The organism is Vreelandella sp. H-I2, from assembly GCF_052959335.1.
The window spans coordinates 672,372-695,242 of record NZ_JBRAMC010000002.1; the positions used below are offsets into that span (position 1 = coordinate 672,372).

The window sequence follows — 22,871 nt, forward strand, 5'->3', positions numbered from 1 at the left end:
CGCTATTGTTATTGTCAAACTCTCTAACGGTAAGACGGTTTTAAAACTGTTTTAGCCGTGGTGAGCCCCTAGGTAATCGGTGCTACCAACAGCGCCGCACGGGAACCTACTTCAACCTTGGCGTTGGGAAACACAACGTAGAGGGGCGTATCGCCTACCCGAAAATCACCCGCTTCGCCGTCTTGTGCCAGCAGAGTGCCCGGCTCGAAACGGCTGAAGTTGGCCGTATCCTCGGTAAAACAGAGTTGAAAGTTCTCGGAGTGACGAATTAACTCGTGTTGAACCTGGAAAAACAGCAGTTGAGCGGCTGGCCGATCGGCAGGGGAGCGCTCTTCACTTAACGCTGTGAGCAACGCACGCATCGGTTTTAGTGATGCCATATCGTTCTGGCCAAAAGGAGCCACGCGTCCTAACTCAAAGGTAAATGCCTGAGCAGCGTGATAATGCTTGCTGTAGTGGGAGAATGTCCAGCTATGTTGGTGCTGGTGTAATACTGCTTGCATGTCTGCGGCGGCTAACCAGCCCCACTGTTGAGTATCGGTGGGTGACTCGGCAAAGGGTTCCACTACGAAACGGGGGTAGCGGCTATCCCTGATGGCGGTATGTAGGTCGTAGTGAAGCTTGGGGAGCGCTGAATGACGCGCATAAAAATTATCCACAGCGGTCATTAATTCCCGGGCGCGGTCTGGTTCTTCGCCTTCAACGTCGAGGTCGCGGTTAAAAAGCCGGTTTAAGTTGGTAGTAAGAAAACGCTGCTGCGCCTTAAGCGCGGGTAGGTTGCCTAAAATAACCAGTACGGGAGCGCCGAGCGATATGTTGCCCGCTTCTACGCCGCTTAACCAGTCACCCACCAGTTCTACCGGCGCGGTTTCATTACCATGGATCGCCGCTGAATAAATGCATGCGTGGGCGGCAGAACTGACTTGGTTCGGGATTAATTCCAAAATACCAGGTGCATGCAAATGGTAAGTACCGCTTGCGAAGACGCCTTGGCTGGCGGCGGGAAGCTGCCCATCGAGCGACCAGTCGAGCCATTGGCCTAGCATTGTCGGCTCCTTGAATAGATTGTTTTCAGTATCGTTACCCGTCAATAAGTCAACCTAGGTTTACCACGCTGGGCGGTTGCCACAAGCCTAGAGGTCGTTCGCGTGAAAAAGCCCAGCGTATTCGTGAAAAGCCTAAAGGAGCGGGCATTAAAAAAGCGCCTATGCCGAAGGCATAAGCGCTTTATGAATCGGTTGAATCGGTAGCTCAGGTTATGCCGAACGTTGGCGCTGCATCTCTTCATGGTACTCATTGGCGAGCGAGGTCTTTTGCTTATCTTTCAGGCCTCGGCCAGCCAGTTGAAATACTTCCTGCTCTTCTTCATCCAAATGATGGGTCACTAGCTCCTGAAGCTGTTTGGCGTGGGTCAGCCAATGAGTAGCGCTGTAGTCGGTTTCATCAAGCAATTCTATAAGCTCGTCAATTTCATGGTGCTCGGCCACGCTGTGACGTGCCTTTTCCTGGGTTAGATCCATTTCCATGAGCGGGATGTAGAAAGCCCGCTCTTCAGCTGCGGCATGACCATGCAACTCTTTTTTCACCTGCTTGTAGAGTGAGTCGCGCTCGTCGCTGTCTCCATGAGTCTCGACTAGGCGGGCAAGCAAATCACGCTGAATATCATGATCCTTGCGCAGGGCTTCAAAAATCGTCATTCCTGACTCCTTGGATACGTCAAAAGTTAAACAATGTAAAAGTTAGTGGTGGATGTCATAAAGCGCAAGGGGGCGACCATCGATGAAATCGACGCCCGCGGACGAAAACATTCGCTTTTATCTACGCTTGAGTGCGCTATGTTGAGGTTACTGTTTATGGGGAACACCCAGTTATGGGGAAACGCCCAGCGCAACGCTAAGCAACTCATGTAAGCGATACATAGCCAAGGAGATAGCAATGACAAAGGTATTGGTTCTTTATTATTCCATGTACGGCCATATCGATACGATGGCGCATGCCGTCGCAGAGGGCGCAAAAGGCGTTAGCGGCGTTGAAGTAACGGTTAAGCGTGTGCCTGAGACCATGCCAGCGGAAGCATTTAAAAACGCGGGCGGTAAGCAGGATTACGATACGCCAGAAGCTACTCCGCAAGAACTTGCTGATTACGATGCAATTATCGTCGGCACGCCGACGCGCTTCGGCAATATGACAGGTCAAATGCGCACTTTCTTTGATCAAACCGGCGGTCTGTGGGCGAATGGATCACTACGTGGCAAAGTCGCCAGCGTGTTCACGTCGACCGGCACAGGCGGTGGCGATGAAATGACGATTACCTCTACTTGGACCACATTGGCCCACCACGGCATGATCATTGTGCCGATTGGTTACGGTGTGGAAGAGCAGTTTGATATTTCCAAGGTTAGCGGCGGCACGCCTTATGGCGCAGCGACCATCGCCGGTGGCGATGGTTCTCGCCAACCAGATGAGCGTGAGCTGAAAATTGCCCGTTTCCAGGGCGAGCTAGTCGCGAAAACAGCTGCCAAGCTGGCTAATTAATCCGTTTTAGCGCGTAACATCAGGGCTTGATATAAGTTCATGGCATAAGTTCATGACAAGAATGCGTGACAAGAATGCGTGACAAAAAAAGCCTCGCCGGCTTGCTCCAGCGAGGCTTTTTTAATGGCGGTGCCGTCATTGCTAGGCGCCGCGTGTCGCCGTATAGATAGTGTAAACAGATTGGCTGGCAGTCATAAATAGCCGGTTGCGGTTTTTGCCAGCGAAACACACGTTTGAGCAAACCTCAGGCAACAAGACCCGACCCAGTAAGGTACCTTCGGGTGAGAAAACCACGACGCCATCGATACCTTCGCCACCATTAGCACTTGACCAGATATTGCCGTCCACGTCGCATGCCATACCATCGAAAATCGTATCTTCGCTGGTCACAATGACCTGCCGGTCGCTGGCGCTGCGGCCGTCTTCGCCAAGTGACCAGCGTATGATTCGTGCAGGCTCGTCGAAATGGGTCGGGGCGCTGTCGCTTGCGTAAAACCCTTCGCCATTCGGGGTGAGTACAATACCGTTTGGTTTGTGAATTTCGTTGGTTAGCATAATGGGCTCATCGAGACTGTCGTCGACATAATAAATCGCTGTCTCAAGCTCCAGTTCACGCTTCTTGCCCTCGTAATCGAAGTGAGCGCCATAGCCTGGATCGGTAAAAATTATCCCACCTGAAGGTAGTGCTACCACGTCATTGGGTGCATTAAGCGGCTTGCCTTGATAGCGCTCGGCGAGCACCGTTGTGCTGCCGTCCCACTCGTAACGCAATACGCGTGAGGGAAAGTGTTCGCAGGCGATTAATCGACCCTGGTGATCGAAGGTATTGCCATTTGAGTACCCGACGTTGTCCCTTAAAACACTGACTTGGCCAGTCGGTTCGTCCCAGCGCATCTGCTTGGCACGGGGTATATCGCTGAAGACTACGTATCGGCCTACAGCGTTCCAGGCTGGCCCTTCTGTCCATAGCCCTCCACTCCAGTGGCGCTCCAGTGGACTATTGAAAATCATGTAATCACTGAAGCGTTGATCCTCGACCTTCCAGGCCTCAATAGGGTAACGGTCGGGTACTGGGCCTTGTGAGGCCTGCATGGCAAAAAGCTGGGGCGATGTACTGACAGCGGCCAGGGTGGCCGATGCCGAAAGGAACTGACGGCGTCCAAGTTTCATAGCGTTGTCCTGATTGTTGTTTGATCGCGTCGTTTGGTCAGGCGCTTTGGTGACGTGGTGATAAACGACGTAGTGATAAACAGAGTGAGAAGAGTGTTTCTCTAACTCTCAGAACAAAGGTAGAACATAGCTGAGTAAAAATCGCACATTGGCTGCCCGATAAAGGGCAGCCAATGGCAAGCGAACATTAGTGATCAGTGGATGGCAAGTAGTGAGGAAAATCTAGCGCGACACCGCATCGGCAATCGCCTTGCCTAGGCTTTCAGTTGTGCCTTGGCCGCCTACGTCGCGGGTGAGAACTTGGCTGTTGCCTTCGCTAAGTACCTCTTCTATAGCCGTCACGATCGCATCACCGGCTTCTTTGTAGCCCAGATGCTCCAGCATCATGGCGCCTGACCAGATTTGGCCGATGGGGTTGGCAATGCCTTTGCCAGCGATATCCGGTGCGCTGCCATGTACCGGTTCGAACAGGCTGGGAAAGTTGCCTTCTGGATTAATGTTAGCCGAAGGCGCAATGCCGATCGTGCCGGTGCAGGCGGGCCCTAAATCGGAGAGGATGTCGCCAAACAAGTTACTGCCGACGACGACGTCGAACCAATCCGGGTGAAGAACGAAGTTGGCGGTCAGAATATCGATATGGAATTTATCTACCGCGATCTCTGGGTAGCTTTTCGCCATTTCGATCACGCGTTCGTCCCAGTAGGGCATGGTAATTGAGATGCCGTTGGACTTGGTGGCAGACGTAAGCTTCTTACGCGGGCGGGTTTGCGCCAATTCGAAGGCATATTTCAGCACTCGATCAACGCCAGTGCGGCTCATCACCGTTTCCTGAATGACGATCTCGCGCTCGGTGCCTTCATACATTTTGCCGCCAACGCTTGAGTACTCGCCTTCGGTGTTCTCACGCACCACATAAAAATCGATATCGCCGGGTTCGCGACCTGCTAATGGACTTTTAATGCCGGGCATCAGCTTGCAGGGGCGTAGGTTGATGTACTGATCAAATCGGCGACGGAACTGTAGCAGTGAACCCCACAGTGAAATGTGGTCAGGTACTTTATCGGGCCAGCCCACCGCGCCATAAAATAATGCATCAAAGCCTTTTAGCTGCTCAAACCAATCATCCGGTAGCATTTTGCCGTGCTCTAAATAATAGTCGCAGCTGCCGAACTCAAAGGTAGTGAACTCAAGCTCAATATCAAAACGCTTTGCCGCGGCTTCAAGCGCGCGAATGCCTTCGGGCATCACTTCGGTGCCGATGCCGTCCCCGGCGATAATGGCAATACGGTGGGCCATGGTGACTCCTTGGTTTTTTATTGATGACGATAAGGTTGTAAGTATGAGACCTAGCGCGTGCCAGTAAGACTGCTAGTAAGATCAAGTGTAGCGGCTATTTAGTAAGAGATAATTAGGCTACTATTCAAGCTATTGTTGCGAAAAAGTGGAGAATGGCTGGGGTGGCATGGCGTATCTTGATGATTTAGCGTTTTTTCAGCATCTGGCCCGGGCAGGCAATTTAACGGCGACTGCACGCGAGCTGGGGCTGTCGCTTTCGGCGGTAAGCAAGCGCTTAAAGCAGCTGGAAGCGCGTCTGGGAGTAGAGTTGGCTGCCCGCACTACTCGGCGTTTAACGCTGACTGCTGAGGGCGAGCGCTATCTGGCCCGTGGTGCACTCATTTTAGATGAACTTGATGAGCTGGAGAATTCATTGGGTGAGAGTGCTAATCAGGCGCTTAGCGGGCGATTGCGGGTGAACGCCACGTTCGGCTTTGGTCGTCGTCATATTGCGCCATTGCTATCGCGTTTTTGCGCCGAACATTCCCAGGTCGAAGGGTGGTTGGAACTGACCAATTTTCCGCTCAACTTGAGCGACCATGGCTTTGATATTGGCATTCGCGTTGGGGAACCGCCGGAATCGCGTTTAGTCGCCCGGCGAATTTTGACTAATCGCCGGATACTCTGCGCATCGCCTGCCTATATTGCCCAAGCATCGCCTATTCAAACCCCGGCAGATTTGCAGCAGCATGCATGCTTGGTGATTCGCGAGAACGACAGTGATTTCCCGCTATGGCGCTTTGAATGTAAGAACCAACCAACCCAGGCGCAGTCTGTAAAAGTCAGTGGCCGATTAGCCAGCAACGATGGAGAGGTGATCACTCGTTTGGCTTTGGATGGGCATGGCGTCATGCTGCGCTCGTGGTGGGATGTGAACGAGCATCTTGCCAGCGGGGCATTGGTAGCATTGCTACCTGAATGGCAAAGTGTACGTGCGGACTTTTATGCTGTGTATGAGCAGCGCAGACATGTACCTGCACGGCTGCGTGCCTTTATTGAGTTTATTCAGCGCGAGATGGCGGGGCGGGTGTCGATACTGCCGGAGGGTGAGGGGCTTAGCGACTAAGGCCTGCCACTAACGCCTATGGGTAGTCGTCATACTATTAGTAATCGCCATACTATTAACCGTCGTTATTCTGCCACACAAGAAGAGCACGCTGGTGATGACGTGTCTTCATTTACATAACAAATAAAAGGTGGGTTTATGTGGTTCCAACAAGAGATTCATTTACCTGAGATGGGCCGCGGTTTTCATCTTATTACCGACGATGTGGCCAGGGCGCTGCCATGTTTGAACGACGTTCATATCGGCATGTTGCACCTACAGTTAATGCATACTTCCGCCTCGTTAACGCTCAATGAAAATACTGATCCGGATGTACGCCACGATCTGGATGCCTTCTTGAGTCGCCTAGTACCTGAAGATTTACCCTATTTTCGTCATACCTTGGAAGGGCCCGACGATATGCCTGCGCACGTCGTTGCCAGCTTGCTAGGTACTCAACTCACCTTGGCGGTACGGGATGGTCGCCTGGCCTTAGGTACTTGGCAGGGAATATGGCTAGGTGAGCACCGCAACCAAGCGGGACCAAGGCGTTTGCTAGCCACCTTAAACGGGTGCGAGACTCGCTGACGCAGGGACATCTACTCGACTCAACGTTGCTGGGTTGCTGTATAGTAATGGCATTTTAAGGCTTGAACCGCTGCAGTAGCGGTGCACCCCATTTATCATTGAAAAAGCACTTTTAAATGCCACGACGCTCCTTTCTTCGTCTCTCACGCCAGCGCTGGTTGCGGCTGTTTTTCTTTCTTAATCTCGCCCTGGTGATTGGCCTGATTGCTCACCAAATTTGGCTGTACGTGGCGGAACCTGAGTTTGAATCGGTGCATACTCTCCAGGTGGCCGATATCCGTGAGGTGTTGACGGAGCGAACCGACTACCGCTTTGCCGTGGTGGGTAATATCAATAACTCGGTAAACGTTTTTCAAGATGAGATTGTGCCGCTGATCAACCAGGGTGGAATCGACTTTCTTATCTCGGCAGGTAACGCCGTCAGCGGAGGTCAACAGGAGAGCTATCAGGCGATCTACCACAGCCTGGAACTGCTTAATGTCCCGTACTTACTCACCTATGGCGACAACGAAGACAGTGATTTTGGCAGTTACCTGTTTTATGAGTATTTTGGCCCGCATTTTTACTCTTTCGTTGCAGGCAATAGCCACTTTATTTTTCTTGATGGTACGGGCAAGTCATCCACTTCCTGGCAGCTTGATTGGCTCTCCAGGGAACTTGCGGCTTCCGAAGCACAGCACCGGTTCCTGTTTATTGGCTTGCCTCTGCACAACGTAGTGAGCGATGCGCCGCTGTTTGAAGCCGACAATTACCTTAATGACTCCCGGCTGGCTGATGGCATCATGGCACTGGCGGAGGAGCATAATGTGGATACGGTATTCTCCGCTAACTTAACGCTCTTTTCACAGCAGACGATTAACGGTGTGGATTACGTCACTACGGGTGGCGCCGGCGGCATTTTGATTGATGCCGATAGTAGCTTTCATCACTACGTTATTGTTGATGTCGCGGGCGAGAATGTCGCCATTGCGCCGGTACGCTTAAACGTGGATAGCCCCGGTTGGTGGCGGGTGCTGAGTAGCGTTGGGTCAACGGTGTACGCCTTCTTTTACGTCAGCTATACCCGCTTTTTACTGATTGTGGGTTTGCTGACGCTGTTAGCACTGCGTTTATATCGGCTTATTTTTGAAGACCGACATTACTATCCCGACTTTGATAACGATCCAACGCCCTTTTTGGGTAAGTCTTTGCGGGTGGCGATGGTATCCAATAACTACTTTCCGTTTGTGTCCGGCGTGTCGGTATCGGTGGATCGCTTACGTAATGGTTTGCACGACTTAGGGCATTCGATCCAGCTGTTAGTGCCACGCTATCGAGAAGCCTGGCAGGACGATAAGTCGATAAAACGTATCCCGACATTGATGGCATTTGGTGAGAAGGGCGAGTTCCGGCTAACCAACCCATTTAGCGTTCGCTTTCGCCATTGCCTGCGTGCCTTCAAGCCCGATTTGATTCATGTTCACCACCCTTTTTGGCTTGGTTCCATGGGGCTGTTGATGGGGCGCCGGCTGAAGGTGCCGGTGGTCTACACTTATCATACCCGCCTGGAGCACTATGCTCACTTTGTGCCGCTGCCCGGTGCGCTTTTTCGTAATTTGATCTCGCACTACCTGATCAAGCACTTTTCTAACCGCTGCCAAGGGGTGATCGTGCCCACCTACTCCTCAGAGGAGTATCTACGCATGATCGGCGTTAAAACGCCCTCGCTGGTGCAACCCACGGGCATCGATGTGGAGCGTTTCGCACATGTTGAGGCGGGGAAGTTGGAAGAGTTACGTAAGCGGCTGGCGATCCATCCCGAGCGCAAAATATTGATTAGCGTCTCGCGGATTAGCAAAGAGAAAAATATTGGCTTTATGTTGGAAGCGCTCGCCGAGCTGCAAAACCAAGGGCATGAGGACTTTCATCTGCTGCTCATTGGAGATGGACCCGACCGCGAGGCGATTCAACATCAGATCGATACCTTAAAACTCACCGCGCGGGTAACGTTAGTCGGGGCGGTGCCACCTGACCAAATGGCGCTTTACTATCATCTGGGCGATTTATTTGTGTTCGCTTCTACGTCGGAAACCCAGGGGATGGTGATTCTCGAAGCGATGTCGGCGGGTCTGCCCGTGGTGGCGGTACGCTCGAGCGGGATAGATGACGTAGTGCGTCAGGGCGTGAATGGCTTCAAAACGCCGCAAAATCGTCAGGCGTGGGGTCAAAAAGTCGTCGAGCTAAAAGATAACGAAGCGCTACGCCAGCAGTTGGGTAAACAGGCCAGCCATTTTGCCGAAGAGTTCGATATTGCCAACTTTGCCACCGCAGTAGCGGCCTTTTACGCTGAAGTGCTCGCCAAGTATCACTCCCCATCACGATGAGGCAATTTTTTGGCTGCTTGGCGGCGGTTGGCATCTTGACGCTGACTGGCATAGTACTTAAGCCCGACAAGTAGGCCAACCCCAGCGGCAAGCCCGGCGCCGGCCAATATGAGTTCTTTTGCGGAAGCCGCAGTAAACAGAGCACCTAGCTGGCTACCCAAAAGAATGACCGCTGCCAACCCGGGCACGATGCCCAGGGTGGAACCGATCATGTAGTCGCGAAACTTAAGGTGAAAGGCACCCGCCAGCATATTGGTCAGCGTGAAAGGTGCGAGCGGCAGCAGGTTAATGACCGTCATGGTGCGAATGCCGCGCTTGGACAAATAGCCCGAAAGGCCGCGCAAATGACGCCCGCCATAGCGCATCAGCGCTTCCCGGCCTAACCAGTGGCCCACCCAGTACGACACAACCGATGATGTCAACGTACCGAGTGTGGCATATGCCAGCCCCCACGCGGGGCCAAACAGTAAGCCCGTGACGACCACCAGTAGACTAAGCGGAAACATCACCAGCAGTGCACCAGCGTAGACGGCCATCACCGCCGCAAACATCCAGGGCGCGGTACGCCACTGGCGAATGTAACCGATCAGCTCGCTAAGGCGCGCCTGGGTCAGTAGGTCGTAGCGCTGTAGCAAATGCCACATAACGCCTAACAACACGACAGCTACCAGCAGGCCAACGCCCTTACTCAGTGTTCTCGACATGCCTATTCCCAGCGGCTTAAAGTTAAAAAAGCGCTAGCATACGCTAGCCGCCCGATGGGATGAAGGCGCCTTTAATGCTGATGGTTAGTTGTTGAGCTGCGCTTCAATCACCGGCCATGCAGGGTCCCCGTCGGTGGTGGTGACGCCAGCCAGCATCGCTTCGATACGCTCAGGGTGAGCGTTGATCCACTGTTCGGCGACATCAGCAAGCTCTTGTTCTTCCTGACCGAAGGCTTGAATCATCCAGCTCTGCTCTTCGGCAGAGAAGGTGAACTGCTCAAAGAACGCCACGATGTTAGGATTGGCCTCAGCGTAGTCACTGCGAAGAAGGGTCAATACGTCGCTTTCGCCGTTATTTTCACCGAACAGATCTTCGGGGTCTTCCAGGTAACGCATCGGCAATTCAAGGTTCATCCAGTGGGGTGTCCAGCCTACCCATACAATGGGTTCTTCCCGAGAGATTGCATCTTTCGCTGCTGAAAGCATGCCCACTTCACTGGTATCGACTACCTGCCAGTCGCCTAACCCCCAGATGTCGTTATCGATCGCATTGTGGAGAATCTCGCTGGCGGCAGAGCCTGCGCCAAAGCCATGTATTTCTCCATCGAACTGATCGCGGTGCTCATCTAGATCGGCAAAGCTTTGAATGCCGCTTTCATAGAGGTATTCCGGCACCGCCAATGTCATTTGTGCGCCATCGACATTATTGGCGACATCGATGAGTACGCCTGATTCTTTACGCGGATTGAACATGTCGCGCTGGGCGGGCAGCCATGCCCCTAGAAATACGTCAATATCGCCGCTTTCGATACCTTGGTAAATTACCTGCAGGCCGATGTCCTGAGTGGAGGTGTCGTAGCCGAGCGGATTCAATAGCTGCTCGGCAATGGCGGTTTTGACGGTAATGCCGGGCCAGGCAGGTACACCGAAGTCCAGGGTCTGATCGTCGGCTTGAGCGGCCGAGACGAAGAGCGCGGTGGTGGCGAGGGCAATGCCTGAAGCGAGCGGTTTGAGGTGCGTCATAAGATCTCCTTGCTAGGTTTTATTGTCAGATAGGTGTTTTTATTAATCAAATACGCTAACTGAATGCCGCGTTTAATTAAGCTTGGCGGGCTAACACGCGAAGGCGTGAGGCCAACATATCGCGGTCTAGATAGGTGCCTTGTAAATGACGTGCGCCACTGTTGGGGTCGAACTCGCGACGCCCATGAAGTACACGGCGGTTGTCAAAAGCGACCATTTGACCAGGACGAAGGGTAAACTCTAACTGGTGGGCTTCGCTATGGAACAGCTTCCACAGTAAAGCGTAAGCGCTGTACCAAGCGTTCATCTGTTCTACCGGTAAATGAAGCGCATCGCGAATCCAGTTGTTCAGCCGCATCTCGACCAAGTTGCCCGTGCTATCTAGCGTAACTACCGGCGCTCGCATTGAAATATCGTGGCTCTCATCCTGGAAGCGAAAGTCGATGGGCGTTTCGCTAAGTATCGCTAGGGCTGTTGGGTCTTGCTGTCGCAGCGCTTCAACCACTCGGGCGCCGTCGGCAAACAGTGATTCACCGCCGCTGGCTCCATTTTGAAGGCAATAGAGTAATTGAATGTCCGGCGGATGACGCCAATTGGGCAAATCGATATGCAGCGGCAAACCAACGGCGGTGTACGCTGCATTATTGGGATTGGGCTTGGAGCGCACATCGAAACGGGCGCCAAAATTGGTGGCGCGTTGGGGCCCAATGCGCTCAGCCAAGCGGCTCACTTCTTCTTCGACCAGCGGGCCGTCGGTAATCAGTGCCAAACCGTCGCGAAGCATGGCGGTTAGCCAAGCTTTTTCACCCTGAGGTTTCAAAAAATCATCGTGCCGCACGCACTCGGGCGTGAAGTTATCTTTCCACGGCTTTGCGTTGGGTACTGACGAGACTAGCTTGGATTCCGGGCGGCGTTGGTAGAGCCAGCCGCTATGAAACGCACTGACATGACCATCCTGCCAGTTTAGATGTAAGTGTCCTTCCAGCAGAGCAACACTGGGCGGTTCAGTAATCGGTTCAAGGGGCAGGTATAGCCTTTCGCGGGTCTGCGGGTGGCGGCAGGCTTGGCATGCGCAGTGATCGCGCAACCAAAGTAGGGGCAGCGTGCTTTGCTGGCCATCTTGCCATTCAAGTGCCACACCTGTTTGCACCAGGGTCGCTTGAGTAAGCGCCGGACCCGTTTGATAAGGGCTTAATTCGCCCATCTCGGGGGCTTGGGATTGTTTTGTCGTTGTCGTTGGTGTCGCTTGTACTGCGCTATTCATCATCACTCCGAATCGCTCCCTTTGCTGCAATGCATAAGGGTTACCTAGGATGGGGAGTAGCAGCGGCGCTGACAAACGATTAATCTGGCCCCTAAGACATCATTTAATTTATAGGTCTCTTTTTCATGAGTCAGTTACCGCCATTGCTATGGCTTCAAGCCTTTGAATCTGCGGCGCGTACCTTGAGTTTTACTGCCGCTGGCAATGAACTCGGTGTCACTCAAGCGGCGATCAGCCAGCGCGTCAGGCTGCTGGAAGATCGCGTGGGGCAGAAGCTTTTCGTGCGCCATGCGCGTAGCTTAACGTTAACGCCTGCCGGACAGGCGTGGCTGCCAAGTATTCATGATGCCTTTGTGCGTATTAGCGAAGGCACTTTAGAAGTGTTTGGTAGCACGTCAGAGCAGCCTGTCACATTGCGTGCTACGCCAGTCATTCAGCAGTCGTGGCTGGCACCGCGTTTAATTGCTTTTCATCGCGCGCATCCTCAGGTGGCGATTCGTTTGGTGAGCGCTATTTGGCCCGATGACTTTGGCCCCGAAGGCGCCGATATCGAAATACGCTACGGTAAGGGGGAGTGGACGGGGATTGAAATGCAGCCGCTAGGGGAAGAACACCTGTTGCCGGTGTGCTCGCAGGCTTTGGCAAAGACGCTCTCTGCGCCAGAAGATCTCGCCGGGCACACGCTACTGCATGCAGTCGGTTTTGGGGTAGGGTGGCCAGGGTGGCTACAAGAAGCGGGCGTTGCCCATGTGGAAGCGCAGTGCTGGTCGCTCACTTGCGATAACCAGGTAATGACGTTGGCATTGGCAAGCCAGGGTGGCGGTATCTCGCTAACACATCGGCGCTTGATGGAGCAGCGTAGTGACTTAGTGGCGCCATTTGATATCACTGTGCCTAGCGAGGAGCGCTTCTGGCTGGTGCGGCCAAGCCGGCGCCATATTAGCGATGAAGCAGGGGTGGTATGGCAGTGGCTTTGCCACTCTATAGAATAGCGAGCTATGCCTATATTATTTATTAGCTTGCTAAGCTGGTCACCGCATAAGTAACAGTATGAATAAAGCATGCTCTTCATCAGCATGGTTCGATTTAATCGAATATAAGCCGGAAAACGTTGCGCTTTTGCTTTCTGTAGGGCGTCTTAGAATAGCCTCCAATCCATCAACCTAATGATCCTTGGAGCTTTCAATGACGACGCGTGCCCTGATAATCACCTCTTCTATTTTGGCGGAAAACGGCCAATCCAACGCACTGGCTAATCGCTTTATCGAGCAAGCAAACGCTTGTGATGGTATCGAAGTCACCCAGCGTGATGTGGTCAAAAAAGCGTTGCCCCACCTGGACATTAACGAGCTAGGCGCTTGGCAAGTAGCGGACACCGAGCGCACCGCTGAGCAGCAGGCATTAGCTACGCGCTCAGAGACGCTGCTGGCCGAGCTGCGCGCTAACGATGTACTGGTGATTGCGGTGCCGATGTACAATTTGGGCATTCCTTCACAGCTGAAAGCGTGGTTTGACCGTGTATTGCGAGCTGGCGAAACGTTCCGCTACACCGAGAACGGCCCCCAAGGTTTAGTGGAAGGCAAGAGAGCGATTATCCTGGCAGCCCGTGGTGGACAATACGCGGGCACTGAAATGGATAGCCAGACGCCGCACCTGAAAGCCATGCTGGGCCTCATGGGGATCAAAGATACTCATGTGGTCTATGCTGAAGGCTTGAATATGGGTGGACAGCATCGCGACGCTGCTCTCAAGGAAGCTTTCCAGGCAATTGATCAATTGGTTGAGGGTTTATAAGAACAGTTTATAAGGACGGTTTATAAGGACCCGCAAAAAACGTTTATGCGTTAAGAGGATAACGTTGTATGGCCCGGCCCGAATTACTCGAGCAAATTTACACCATCGTTGATCAAATTCCACCGGGCCGAGTGACGACCTATGGGCGCATTGCGGCAATGACCGAGGGCGCTACCCCGCGCATGGTGGGCTCAGCGATGCGTCACTTGCCTGACGGCCATCAGCTGCCCTGGCATCGTGTGATCGCAGCATCACTAAAGCTTGCTGACCACGGTGGCGCCGAGCGACAGCACCGTAAATTACGCGATGAAGGTGTGCTGTTCGATGCCAAAGGCCGCGTACCCGCGCATCTTGTGTGGCCTGATTGAGCTATATAACTCTTTTAGAAACAATAACGCCGCCCATTGGGCGGCGTTGTTGACTTCATGATTCACTTCAATCCTCCAGATTAGCACCCGATTTCCATGACCAGTCGCGCCAGCGGAGATCAAACAGATCCTTGCGGCGGTCTTTGAGGTTGGTCACTGAGCCTTCGGCACGTACTACCGTCAGGCGGGTCAAGTCCAGATCCGAGAAGAAGATCATCTCGGTATTGGGCGTAGTTTCCGCCAGCACCGCATCGTGAGGGAAAGCGAAGTCAGAGGGCGAGAACACTGCTGATTGCGCGTACTGGATATCCAGGTTTTCAATCGAGGGCAGGTTGCCGACACTACCGCAGAGCACCACGTAGCACTCATTTTCAATCGCCCGCGCCTGAGCGCAGTGGCGAACGCGTAGGTAGCCGTTCTTGGTGTCGGTCCAGAAGGGTACAAACAGAATGTCCATGTCCTGGTCGGCCAACAAACGCCCAAGCTCCGGGAATTCCACGTCGTAGCAGATCAGAATGCCCACACGGCCGGCGTCGGTATCGAATACCTGCAGCTCATCGCCACCCTCAATGACCCAGTCGCGCCGCTCTTGAGGCGTAATGTGCAACTTGGCCTGACGCTCAACGCTGCCGTCGCGGTGGAACAGGTAGGCAATGTTGTAGAGCCGGTCATCATCACCGACTTCAATCATCGAACCGCCCACGATATTGATGTTGTACGACACTGCCATGCGGGAAAGCTCAGCCTTAAAGCGCTCGGTAAAACCGGCCAGAAAGCGAATCGCACCCATTTGATCCTGTTGGGCAGCGCGGTCTTGAAGACCCATCAACGGCGCGTTAAACAGTTCCGGGAAAACGGCGAAATCACTTTGGTAGTCTGAAAGCGCATCCACAAAGTATTCGATTTGCTGGAGGGCAGCTTCCACCGAGGAGAACTCACGCATCTGCCACTGTACTGCGCCTACACGCACCTGGGTGGGGCGGGTGTCTAGCACGTTGGCAGCGGGCTCAAACAGGATGTTATTCCACTCTAACAAGGTAGCGTAGCCGCGCGACTGCTCATCCTCGGGCAGGTATTTGCGCAGCAGGCGCTTAACCTGAAAGTCATTCGCCTGTTGGAAAGAGAGAATCGGATCGTAGATCTCTTTACGCGAGACTTTATCGATGTACTGAGCGGGTGTGAGTTCATCGGCGTGCTGGTAATATTCAGGAATACGCCCACCCGCCAGGATCGCCCGCAGGTTCATTGAGCGGCATAGTTCTTTACGTGCTTCGTAAAGCCGGCGGCCCAAGCGATATCCACGGTAGTCGGGATGAATCAGCACATCCAGCCCATACATGGCGTCACCATCCTCGTTGTTGAGGATGGTTTCGCGATGGCCGATCAAGTCATCGTATTTATGGGGGTTGGAAAACTCGTCGTAATCGACCTGTACGGTGAGCGCCACACCCACGAGAAGGCCGTCGTCTTCAATCGCGATTTGGCCATCAGGGAATTCCTGAATTAATTTGTCGATCGTGCGCTTAGGCCAGGCACCGCCGATATCGTGATAGACAGCGTCCATCAATGCCTTGAGCTGATCGTAGTCATCGCTCATTAGGTTGCGCAGATTAAGATGCAGTTCTTCGAGGGACATATCAGGGCTTCCCAGCGTCAGAAGTAAACGACCATTCTAACATTATTGGGCGCTGCTCGGCTTATCCGAGGTTAACTCGCGGGTTAGCGGACGTGTCAGAGTTTGCGCCATGATGACCCCAGCAAGAATGAGCAGCCCACCAGCAAAGTGGAAACCCGCCACACGTTCGCCTAAAAAAATCATCGCAATCAGCGCGCTGAACAATGGCATTAAATTGATAAAAATACTCGATTGATTGGCGCCAATCTGGCGTACTGCGCGCATCCATAAAAAAGTGGTGATGATAGACGCAGGGATACCTGCATAGAGTATCAGCCCGATATTCTGTTCATCAATTGGCGTCATGGGGCCCATCAAATAGGGCGGCAACAAGAACAGGACGGCAAAACAGACTTGTGCATAGAGCATCACCCAGGACGGTAGATTCATCGACCAGCGTTTTAGCATGACGCCATACAACGCGTAGCAGGTAGCCGCCACGACCATGAGTGCATCACCGAGGGCGACTTGCAATTGTAGCAACGAAAGCGGGTTGCCGCGCCCAAGCAGTACGGTGACCCCCACAAACGCCAGTACCCCGCCTAAAACACCGCCTAAGGTGGGTGGTTCGCGGAGAATCAGCGCGCTGAGCAGCACCGTTAGCAATGGTACCATGGCGGCAAGAATCCCCATGTTGGTGGCGGTCGTGGTTTCTGCCGCTATATAAGCAAGCCCTTGCCACAGACCCATGCCGAGTAGCCCAAGCAGTGCCAACTTAGGCCATTGACGACGAATCTCATCACGGTGACGTATGACCGCAGGGAGCACAAACGGGGTCATTACCGCCAGCGCTAACAGCCAGCGTAAAAAAGCAATGCTGCTTGGGGCAATGGCGCCTACGCTAAGCTGATTTATGGTCATATTGCCCGACCAAATCAATACGGTGGCGAGCGGCGGTAAAAAGTAAATCAAGGGCATAACAACGGTTCCTTATCGTTAGCCGGGTAATGTGACGTGGATTCGCGCGTTGGGCAAGCGGTTGACCCATGTATCGAGAGACCAATTATCGAGGGACCAAGCCTCTAAGGGCTATACGTGATGCTCAGGATGTCATACGCTTGTTTGAATTTATTTATAAAAGCTTCTAATAACATTAAGGAGGCCCGTGATGAGCCAAACGCCTGCGTACCCGAATTTGTTTCGTCCACTGACCATCGGCCATCTAACGCTGCCCAACCGTGTCTTAATGGGCTCAATGCATACCAATTTGGAAGAAGCGCCGAATGGCTTTGAACGGCTAGCTGCTTTTTATGCCGAGCGGGCGCGGGAAGGGGTTAGTTTGATCGTCACCGGCGGGATTGCTCCTAATGCAGAAGGCGCCGTTTTCCAGGGTGCCCATGCGCTCGTTGATGAGGCGCAACTGCCGGAACATAGGCAAGTGGTTGATGCGGTGCATGCCGAGGGTGGTCATCTGTGCATGCAGATTCTCCACGCTGGACGCTATGCTTACTCGCCAGAATTAGTAGCGCCTTCGGCCATTCAAGCCCCGATCAATCCCTTTATGCCCCGTGCGTTGAGCAGCGATGAGGTCGAGCAGCAAATTGCCGACTACGTACGCTGTGCAAGCCTGGCACAGCAGGCGGGCTATGACGGCGTGGAGGTGATGGGGTCTGAAGGCTATTTTATTAATCAGTTTATTTGCCAACGCACCAACCAGCGTGACGACGAATGGGGCGGGGCGTTTGAGAACCGTATGCGCTTTGCCGTCGAGATTGTCCGTCGTGTACGCGAAGCGGTAGGTGAGCGTTTTGTGATTATCTTTCGCCTTTCGATGATTGATTTAGTCGAAGAAGGCAGTACTTGGGAGGAGGTCGTCACGCTGGGCCAAGCGATCGAAGCCGCTGGGGCGAATGTGATCAACACAGGGATTGGCTGGCACGAAGCGCGGGTGCCCACCATTGTGACCAGCGTGCCGCGAGCGGCCTTTACCGAGGTGACTAAGCGCATCAAGTCGGCGCTATCGATTCCGTTAATCACCACCAACCGTATCAACATGCCTGACATTGCCGAGCAGGTCCTGGCGGAGGGCCATGCCGATATGGTCTCTATGGCGCGGCCTTTTCTCGCGGACCCTGCTTGGGTGAGCAAAGCCCAGGAAGGACTGGCTGAGGAGATCAATACCTGCATTGCCTGTAACCAGGCCTGCCTTGATCATACTTTCGCTGGAAAACTAACGTCCTGCTTGGTTAACCCGCGCGCCTGTCACGAAACTGAGCTGACTATCGAGTCTGCACTAACGCCCAAGCGGGTAGCCGTCGTGGGCGGTGGCCCAGCGGGGTTGGCGACAGCCGTGACAGCGGCTAGCCGCGGGCATCATGTCGTGTTATTTGAGCAGCGCAGTGAGTTAGGCGGACAGTTCAACTATGCACGTAAGATCCCTGGCAAAGAGGAGTTTAACGAAACCCTGCGCTACTACCGAGTGATGCTGGAGAAATATGCGGTAGAGGTACGCCTCAATACCACTGCGACCGCAGAGACGCTTGCCGACTTTGATGAAGTAGTCATGGCCACCGGCGTTCAACCTCGCGAGCTAAGCCTGCCAGGCCACGACCATCACAAAGTAATGAGCTACGCAGAAGCGATTGAACATCCGGCCCGCGTTGGCCGCAAAGTGGCGGTCATTGGTGCTGGGGGGATCGGTTTTGATGTCTCTGAGCTGCTGGCGCACCAGGGGCACCCGGCGCTGGATATTGCTGATTGGTGCGACGAGTGGGGCGTGGATTTGGCCGTAAGCGAACGTGGTGGTTTAAAAACACCAACCCCGCCAGCCGTGCCCCGTGAGATCGTGATGCTGCAGCGTAAAACCTCCAAGCCGGGAAAATATTTGGGTAAAACAACCGGTTGGGTGCATCGCGCATCGCTTAAAGCACGTGGGGTAACTACTCTGACAGGCTGTGAGTACATCAAAATTGATGATGACGGGCTGCATATTCGTCGTGAGGATACCGACCAAGTGCTTGCAGTGGACAGCGTGGTGGTTTGCGCTGGGCAGGAGTCGGTGCGTGATTTGTTGGCGCCTCTGGAGCGGGCTAGGACGGCGGTACACATCATTGGCGGCGCGGATGAAGCCAGTGAATTGGATGCTAAGCGAGCAATTGAGCAGGGCACACGATTAGCGGCTAGTTTGTAAAAACGCACCAGATCAGGTTAATAAGTAAATGCTTAAAAGCGCGGGTGACGTTAGCCCATAAATGGCGATAGACTAAACGACTAATCTGGCTATTAAGAATAGCTAGATATTAAAGGCGCGAGTGGCACCCAGTTCGCGCCGTTCGATCGCCAGATAAAAGGACTGTCGTCATGACCTCGGAGTGTAGCCCGCGTTTTTTAGCCAGTGATAACACCTCAGGTATCTGCCCGGAGGCGATGGAATACCTGCTTGAAGCCAATCGTAGCGATGATTTGGCATACGGTAATGATCTCTGGACGGCCCGCGCGGCAGACCGCTTCCGCGATATGTTTGATTACGACTGCGAAGTTTTCTTCGTTTTTAACGGCACCGCTGCTAACTCATTGGCGCTTTCTGCAATGGGGCGCAGCTACCACAGCGTCATTTGTCATGAGCTGGCGCATATTGAAACTGACGAATGCGGTGGCCCGGAATTTTTCTCTAACGGTGCGAAGCTGCTTACCTCACCAGGTGCTAATGGCAAGCTAACGCCGGAAGGTATTGAGGCGTTGGTCACTAAGCGCAGCGATATTCACTATCCTAAACCCAAAGTGGTATCGCTCACTCAAGCGACCGAAGTGGGGACGCTATATTCCCGCGAAGAGCTGATGGCCATTCGCGCCATTGCCGATAAACATGACCTGCGCCTGCATATGGATGGTGCCCGCTTTGCTAACGCCTGTGCGAGCCTTAATGCCTCGCCAGCGGAGCTTACCTGGCAAGTGGGTGTCGATGCGCTGTGTTTTTCGGGGACCAAAAACGGTCTCGCATTTGGCGAAGCGATCCTGTTCTTTAACCGTGACCTGGCTGAAGATTTCTCTTACCGTTGCAAGCAGGCAGGCCAGCTGGCTTCAAAAATGCGGTTTATATCAGCCCCGTGGTTAGGGTTATTAGAAAGTGGCGCCTGGCTTACGAACGCTCAACACGCCAATGCCATGGCCCGCTACTTATCAGAAGGCCTAAAGGCATTACCCGGCGTGTCGTTGATGTTTCCCACCCAGGCCAATAGCGTATTCGTTGAATTGCCGCCTCCGGCCATTGAAGCGTTGAAAGCCAAAGGCTGGACCTTCTACACCTTTATTGGTGCTGGCGGTGCCCGGTTTGTCTGTGCTTGGAATACTACCGTTGAATTGCTAGACGAGTTACTGGCTGATATTCACGCAGTGATTGCGCAATAAAGGCCACGTTTGATCCTCTTCGTCGTGCCGTAATTGGGCACTCTGACCCTAGCGATGCCGCTACTTCAAGCGGCGTCGCGGTTAGCGCCCTTTAGCGGCTCCTCTTGCCGCGTTGCTCTACCTCACTAGGTTTTATCCCACTAGGTTCTGCTCAACTAGGTTCTGCGCAACTAATCTCATGAAAATCTCTCTTATCCATAACGCCGCTGCGTTGAAGCTTTTAGTCATCACTTTTTGCTAATGCTGACTACGCTAAATAAAGCGACATTTCGTTTGGCACACCGTTGCGAAACACTTGGCTTGGCGGTGTCTGCCTGGGGATGGGCCACAGGAGATTTCCATGAGTATCTTTGATCACGTTCAAGACCGATTTGCCCGCGTTCAGCAAGAAGACATGAGCCTTGAGGAGTATCTGGCGCTTTGTCGCCGTGACCCGAAGGTTTATGCCAGCGCCGCCGAGCGCATGCTGGAAGCCATCGGAGAGCCTGAAGTGATCGACACGGCGAAAGACCCGCGTCTGTCACGCATTTTTTCCAACAAAGTAATTCGCCGCTATCCTGCCTTTGCAGAGTTCCATGGTATGGAGGAGGCCATTGAGCAAATCGTGGCTTACTTTCGCCATGCTGCCCAAGGGCTTGAAGAGCGTAAACAGATCCTCTATCTGCTAGGCCCGGTGGGGGGCGGTAAGTCATCGCTGGCGGAGCGCCTTAAACTGTTGATGGAGCGCATTCCGTTCTATGCCATCAAGGGCTCGCCGGTCTATGAGTCACCGCTTGGCCTGTTCTCTCCCGAAGAGGATGGCGAGTTGCTGGAGAAAGAGTACGGTATTCCACAGCGTTACCTACGCAGTGTGATGTCGCCTTGGGCGGCGAAACGGTTAAAAGAGTATGGCGGTGATATCTCCCAGTTCCGGGTAGTGCGTTTGTACCCTTCACGGCTGAATCAAATTGCTATTTCTAAAACAGAGCCGGGCGATGAAAATAATCAGGATATCTCTTCGCTGGTAGGTAAAGTCGATATTCGTCAGTTGGAGCTGTATTCCCAGGACGACCCGGATGCCTACAGCTTCTCGGGCGGTTTATGCCGCGCCAACCAAGGGTTGATGGAGTTTGTGGAGATGTTCAAAGCGCCTATCAAGGTGCTGCATCCTCTGCTTACCGCGACACAGGAGGGTAACTACAACCCCACTGAAGGCATGGGCGCTATCCCCTTTGATGGCGTCATCCTGGCTCACTCTAACGAATCCGAATGGCAGGCGTTCCGCAATAATCGCAACAATGAGGCATTTCTTGACCGGGTTTATATCGTCAAGGTGCCTTATTGCCTGCGGGTCACCGAAGAGATCAAAATCTATCAAAAGTTGCTAGAAGACTCTTCGTTAAACGCGGCTCCCTGCGCGCCGGATACGCTGCGTATGCTGGCACAGTTCTCGGTACTTTCCCGGCTGAAAGCGCCGGAAAACTCCAACATCTACTCGAAAATGCGTGTGTACGACGGTGAAAACCTTAAAGACACCGACCCACGTGCCAAGTCGATTCAGGAGTATCGCGATGCGGCGGGCGTTGATGAAGGGATGCAGGGGCTTTCTACGCGCTTTGCGTTCAAGATTCTTTCCAAGGTATTCAACTTTGACAGCACCGAGGTGGCCGCCAATCCGGTCCATCTTCTCTACGTATTGGAGCAAGCATTAGAGCGTGAACAGCTGCCGTCAGAAGTGTTTGAGCGCTACTTGGGCTTTATCAAAGAGTATATGGCGCCTCGCTATGTGGACTTCATCGGTAAGGAAATCCAAACCGCTTACCTCGAATCCTACAGCGAATATGGCCAAAACATTTTTGACCGTTATGTCACCTATGCAGACTTTTGGATTCAGGATCAGGAGTATCGTGACCACGAGACCGGTGAGTTGCTAAATCGCCAAGCGCTGAATGAAGAGCTGGAGAAAATCGAGAAGCCGGCGGGTATTTCAAACCCCAAAGATTTCCGCCACGAGGTAGTCAACTTTGTACTGCGGGCAAGGGCGCAAAACAATGGCATGAACCCCAGCTGGCAGTCGTATGAAAAGCTAAAAGGCGTTATCGAACACAAAATGTTCGCCAATACCGAAGAGCTGCTGCCGGTCATTTCGTTTAACGCCAAGGCCTCCCGGTCGGATCAGAAGAAGCATGAGGATTTTGTGGCACGGATGGTTGAGCGTGGCTACACCGAAAAACAGGTTCGATTACTCTCCGAGTGGTATCTGCGCGTGCGTAAATCCCAGTAAGGGTTAGTGGTTAAGAGTAGTTAAGACAGTAGTTAAGACAGTATTTAAACACAGCGATTAAGACGGGTACTTAAGGAGGTCGTATGACCTACTTTATTGATCGAAGGCCTAACGCTAAGCATAAAAGCGCAGTGAACCGTCAGCGCTTTTTGGAGCGCTATCGCAAGCATATCAAGCGCTCGGTAGAAGAAGCCGTTAATCGCCGCTCGATTACCGATATGGAGCGTGGTGAGAAAATCTCGATCCCAGCAAAAGATATCTCTGAGCCGGTTTTCCAGCATGGCCCTGGTGGGGCACGTAACATCGTTTCACCGGGTAATAAGGAGTTTGTCGAGGGCGATAAGATCTGTCTTTTATACACATATGACGCTGCCGACGATCTACCCTGTGTAGATCT

General features: G+C 53.2%; 20 protein-coding genes. 11 read left to right on the forward strand and 9 right to left on the reverse strand.

Annotation, left to right across the window (positions count from 1 at the left end; genetic code table 11):
- Positions 1–68: 68 nt before the first annotated feature.
- Both ACUVOF_RS07715 and ACUVOF_RS07720 read right to left on the reverse strand, forming a co-directional pair.
- Positions 69–1,046 carry a succinylglutamate desuccinylase gene (locus ACUVOF_RS07715; RefSeq protein ID WP_447043762.1) on the reverse strand — a complete coding sequence of 326 codons (978 nt, stop codon included), beginning with the start codon at positions 1,044–1,046 and terminating at the stop codon, positions 69–71.
- A 210-nt stretch (positions 1,047–1,256) separates the two neighbouring features.
- A complete protein-coding gene (locus ACUVOF_RS07720) occupies positions 1,257–1,697 on the reverse strand; it encodes a hemerythrin domain-containing protein (protein ID WP_447043763.1) in 441 nt (146 codons plus the stop codon).
- Between the two features lie 238 nt (positions 1,698–1,935).
- On the opposite strand from ACUVOF_RS07720, the gene wrbA reads away from it, so the two are divergent.
- Positions 1,936–2,535, forward strand: a complete 600-nt coding sequence (wrbA, locus tag ACUVOF_RS07725; protein WP_447043764.1) for an NAD(P)H:quinone oxidoreductase — start codon at positions 1,936–1,938, stop codon at positions 2,533–2,535.
- Positions 2,536–2,676: 141 nt separating this feature from the next.
- Here the strand turns inward: wrbA and ACUVOF_RS07730 are convergent, their stop codons facing one another.
- Together ACUVOF_RS07730 and ACUVOF_RS07735 are read right to left on the reverse strand one after the other, a co-directional pair.
- The gene (locus ACUVOF_RS07730) at positions 2,677–3,705 is read right to left on the reverse strand and encodes an SMP-30/gluconolactonase/LRE family protein (protein ID WP_447043765.1); all 1,029 of its coding nucleotides are present in this window, start codon (positions 3,703–3,705) and stop codon (positions 2,677–2,679) included.
- Positions 3,706–3,927: 222 nt separating this feature from the next.
- The gene (locus tag ACUVOF_RS07735) at positions 3,928–5,001 is read right to left on the reverse strand and encodes a tartrate dehydrogenase (protein WP_447043766.1); all 1,074 of its coding nucleotides are present in this window, start codon (positions 4,999–5,001) and stop codon (positions 3,928–3,930) included.
- 166 nt (positions 5,002–5,167) lie between these two features.
- On the opposite strand from ACUVOF_RS07735, the gene ACUVOF_RS07740 reads away from it, so the two are divergent.
- The 3 genes from ACUVOF_RS07740 to ACUVOF_RS07750 all read left to right on the forward strand — a co-directional run bounded on the left by ACUVOF_RS07740 (position 5,168) and on the right by ACUVOF_RS07750 (position 9,036).
- Positions 5,168–6,106: a LysR family transcriptional regulator gene (locus ACUVOF_RS07740; protein WP_447043767.1), complete on the forward strand. Its 939-nt coding sequence runs from the start codon at positions 5,168–5,170 to the stop codon at positions 6,104–6,106.
- Between the two features lie 138 nt (positions 6,107–6,244).
- Positions 6,245–6,673 carry a secondary thiamine-phosphate synthase enzyme YjbQ gene (locus ACUVOF_RS07745; RefSeq protein WP_447043768.1) on the forward strand — a complete coding sequence of 143 codons (429 nt, stop codon included), beginning with the start codon at positions 6,245–6,247 and terminating at the stop codon, positions 6,671–6,673.
- A 116-nt stretch (positions 6,674–6,789) separates the two neighbouring features.
- Positions 6,790–9,036, forward strand: a complete 2,247-nt coding sequence (locus ACUVOF_RS07750) for a glycosyltransferase (protein ID WP_447043769.1) — start codon at positions 6,790–6,792, stop codon at positions 9,034–9,036.
- Here ACUVOF_RS07750 and ACUVOF_RS07755 read toward each other — a convergent pair.
- From ACUVOF_RS07755 to ACUVOF_RS07765, 3 genes are all read right to left on the reverse strand, one after another.
- Positions 9,018–9,740 (reverse strand): TVP38/TMEM64 family protein, encoded by a 723-nt coding sequence (locus tag ACUVOF_RS07755; RefSeq protein WP_447043770.1) that lies wholly within the window; start codon positions 9,738–9,740, stop codon positions 9,018–9,020. The genes ACUVOF_RS07750 and ACUVOF_RS07755 overlap by 19 nt on opposite strands.
- Positions 9,741–9,824: 84 nt before the next feature.
- Entirely contained in the window at positions 9,825–10,763 is a 939-nt protein-coding gene (locus ACUVOF_RS07760; RefSeq protein ID WP_447043771.1) for an ABC transporter substrate-binding protein, read from the reverse strand.
- A gap of 76 nt (positions 10,764–10,839) precedes the next feature.
- Complete coding sequence (locus ACUVOF_RS07765; RefSeq protein WP_447043805.1) at positions 10,840–12,027, reverse strand: TauD/TfdA family dioxygenase; 1,188 nt, start codon at positions 12,025–12,027, stop codon at positions 10,840–10,842.
- A gap of 125 nt (positions 12,028–12,152) precedes the next feature.
- Between ACUVOF_RS07765 and ACUVOF_RS07770 the strand changes: the two genes are divergently transcribed.
- The 3 genes from ACUVOF_RS07770 (at position 12,153) to ACUVOF_RS07780 (ending at position 14,189) form a co-directional block, all read left to right on the forward strand.
- Positions 12,153–13,019 (forward strand): LysR substrate-binding domain-containing protein, encoded by an 867-nt coding sequence (locus ACUVOF_RS07770; protein ID WP_447043772.1) that lies wholly within the window; start codon positions 12,153–12,155, stop codon positions 13,017–13,019.
- Between the two features lie 193 nt (positions 13,020–13,212).
- A complete protein-coding gene (locus ACUVOF_RS07775) occupies positions 13,213–13,821 on the forward strand; it encodes an FMN-dependent NADH-azoreductase (RefSeq protein ID WP_447043773.1) in 609 nt (202 codons plus the stop codon).
- A 68-nt stretch (positions 13,822–13,889) separates the two neighbouring features.
- Positions 13,890–14,189, forward strand: coding sequence for an MGMT family protein (locus ACUVOF_RS07780; RefSeq protein WP_447043774.1), 300 nt, complete (start codon positions 13,890–13,892; stop codon positions 14,187–14,189).
- 67 nt (positions 14,190–14,256) lie between these two features.
- Here ACUVOF_RS07780 and ACUVOF_RS07785 read toward each other — a convergent pair whose 3' ends face one another.
- Together ACUVOF_RS07785 and ACUVOF_RS07790 are read right to left on the reverse strand one after the other, a co-directional pair.
- Positions 14,257–15,825, reverse strand: a complete 1,569-nt coding sequence (locus ACUVOF_RS07785) for a GNAT family N-acetyltransferase (RefSeq protein ID WP_447043775.1) — start codon at positions 15,823–15,825, stop codon at positions 14,257–14,259.
- Positions 15,826–15,867: 42 nt separating this feature from the next.
- Positions 15,868–16,782: a DMT family transporter gene (locus ACUVOF_RS07790; RefSeq protein ID WP_447043776.1), complete on the reverse strand. Its 915-nt coding sequence runs from the start codon at positions 16,780–16,782 to the stop codon at positions 15,868–15,870.
- Positions 16,783–16,972: 190 nt separating this feature from the next.
- On the opposite strand from ACUVOF_RS07790, the gene ACUVOF_RS07795 reads away from it, so the two are divergent.
- The 4 genes from ACUVOF_RS07795 to ACUVOF_RS07810 all read left to right on the forward strand — a co-directional run.
- Complete coding sequence (locus tag ACUVOF_RS07795; protein ID WP_447043777.1) at positions 16,973–18,994, forward strand: oxidoreductase; 2,022 nt, start codon at positions 16,973–16,975, stop codon at positions 18,992–18,994.
- Positions 18,995–19,164: 170 nt separating this feature from the next.
- Complete coding sequence (locus tag ACUVOF_RS07800; RefSeq protein WP_447043778.1) at positions 19,165–20,211, forward strand: threonine aldolase family protein; 1,047 nt, start codon at positions 19,165–19,167, stop codon at positions 20,209–20,211.
- 340 nt (positions 20,212–20,551) lie between these two features.
- Positions 20,552–22,474, forward strand: a complete 1,923-nt coding sequence (locus ACUVOF_RS07805) for a PrkA family serine protein kinase (RefSeq protein ID WP_113270031.1) — start codon at positions 20,552–20,554, stop codon at positions 22,472–22,474.
- Positions 22,475–22,557: 83 nt separating this feature from the next.
- Positions 22,558–22,871, forward strand: a 314-nt coding sequence (locus ACUVOF_RS07810) for a DUF444 family protein (RefSeq protein WP_447043779.1), incomplete at its 3' end; no start/stop codon positions are given.

Excerpts from the sequence above, each read along its gene's own strand:
- ACUVOF_RS07715 (WP_447043762.1), bottom strand. The coding sequence starts at position 1,046 with ATGCTAGGCCAATGGCTCGACTGGTCGCTCGATGGGCAGCTTCCCGCC.
- ACUVOF_RS07720 (WP_447043763.1), bottom strand. The coding sequence starts at position 1,697 with ATGACGATTTTTGAAGCCCTGCGCAAGGATCATGATATTCAGCGTGAT.
- wrbA (WP_447043764.1), top strand. The coding sequence starts at position 1,936 with ATGACAAAGGTATTGGTTCTTTATTATTCCATGTACGGCCATATCGAT.
- ACUVOF_RS07730 (WP_447043765.1), bottom strand. The coding sequence starts at position 3,705 with ATGAAACTTGGACGCCGTCAGTTCCTTTCGGCATCGGCCACCCTGGCC.
- ACUVOF_RS07735 (WP_447043766.1), bottom strand. The coding sequence starts at position 5,001 with ATGGCCCACCGTATTGCCATTATCGCCGGGGACGGCATCGGCACCGAA.
- ACUVOF_RS07740 (WP_447043767.1), top strand. The coding sequence starts at position 5,168 with ATGGCGTATCTTGATGATTTAGCGTTTTTTCAGCATCTGGCCCGGGCA.
- ACUVOF_RS07745 (WP_447043768.1), top strand. The coding sequence starts at position 6,245 with ATGTGGTTCCAACAAGAGATTCATTTACCTGAGATGGGCCGCGGTTTT.
- ACUVOF_RS07750 (WP_447043769.1), top strand. The coding sequence starts at position 6,790 with ATGCCACGACGCTCCTTTCTTCGTCTCTCACGCCAGCGCTGGTTGCGG.
- ACUVOF_RS07755 (WP_447043770.1), bottom strand. The coding sequence starts at position 9,740 with ATGTCGAGAACACTGAGTAAGGGCGTTGGCCTGCTGGTAGCTGTCGTG.
- ACUVOF_RS07760 (WP_447043771.1), bottom strand. The coding sequence starts at position 10,763 with ATGACGCACCTCAAACCGCTCGCTTCAGGCATTGCCCTCGCCACCACC.
- ACUVOF_RS07765 (WP_447043805.1), bottom strand. The coding sequence starts at position 12,027 with ATGAATAGCGCAGTACAAGCGACACCAACGACAACGACAAAACAATCC.
- ACUVOF_RS07770 (WP_447043772.1), top strand. The coding sequence starts at position 12,153 with ATGAGTCAGTTACCGCCATTGCTATGGCTTCAAGCCTTTGAATCTGCG.
- ACUVOF_RS07775 (WP_447043773.1), top strand. The coding sequence starts at position 13,213 with ATGACGACGCGTGCCCTGATAATCACCTCTTCTATTTTGGCGGAAAAC.
- ACUVOF_RS07780 (WP_447043774.1), top strand. The coding sequence starts at position 13,890 with ATGGCCCGGCCCGAATTACTCGAGCAAATTTACACCATCGTTGATCAA.
- ACUVOF_RS07785 (WP_447043775.1), bottom strand. The coding sequence starts at position 15,825 with ATGTCCCTCGAAGAACTGCATCTTAATCTGCGCAACCTAATGAGCGAT.
- ACUVOF_RS07790 (WP_447043776.1), bottom strand. The coding sequence starts at position 16,782 with ATGCCCTTGATTTACTTTTTACCGCCGCTCGCCACCGTATTGATTTGG.
- ACUVOF_RS07795 (WP_447043777.1), top strand. The coding sequence starts at position 16,973 with ATGAGCCAAACGCCTGCGTACCCGAATTTGTTTCGTCCACTGACCATC.
- ACUVOF_RS07800 (WP_447043778.1), top strand. The coding sequence starts at position 19,165 with ATGACCTCGGAGTGTAGCCCGCGTTTTTTAGCCAGTGATAACACCTCA.
- ACUVOF_RS07805 (WP_113270031.1), top strand. The coding sequence starts at position 20,552 with ATGAGTATCTTTGATCACGTTCAAGACCGATTTGCCCGCGTTCAGCAA.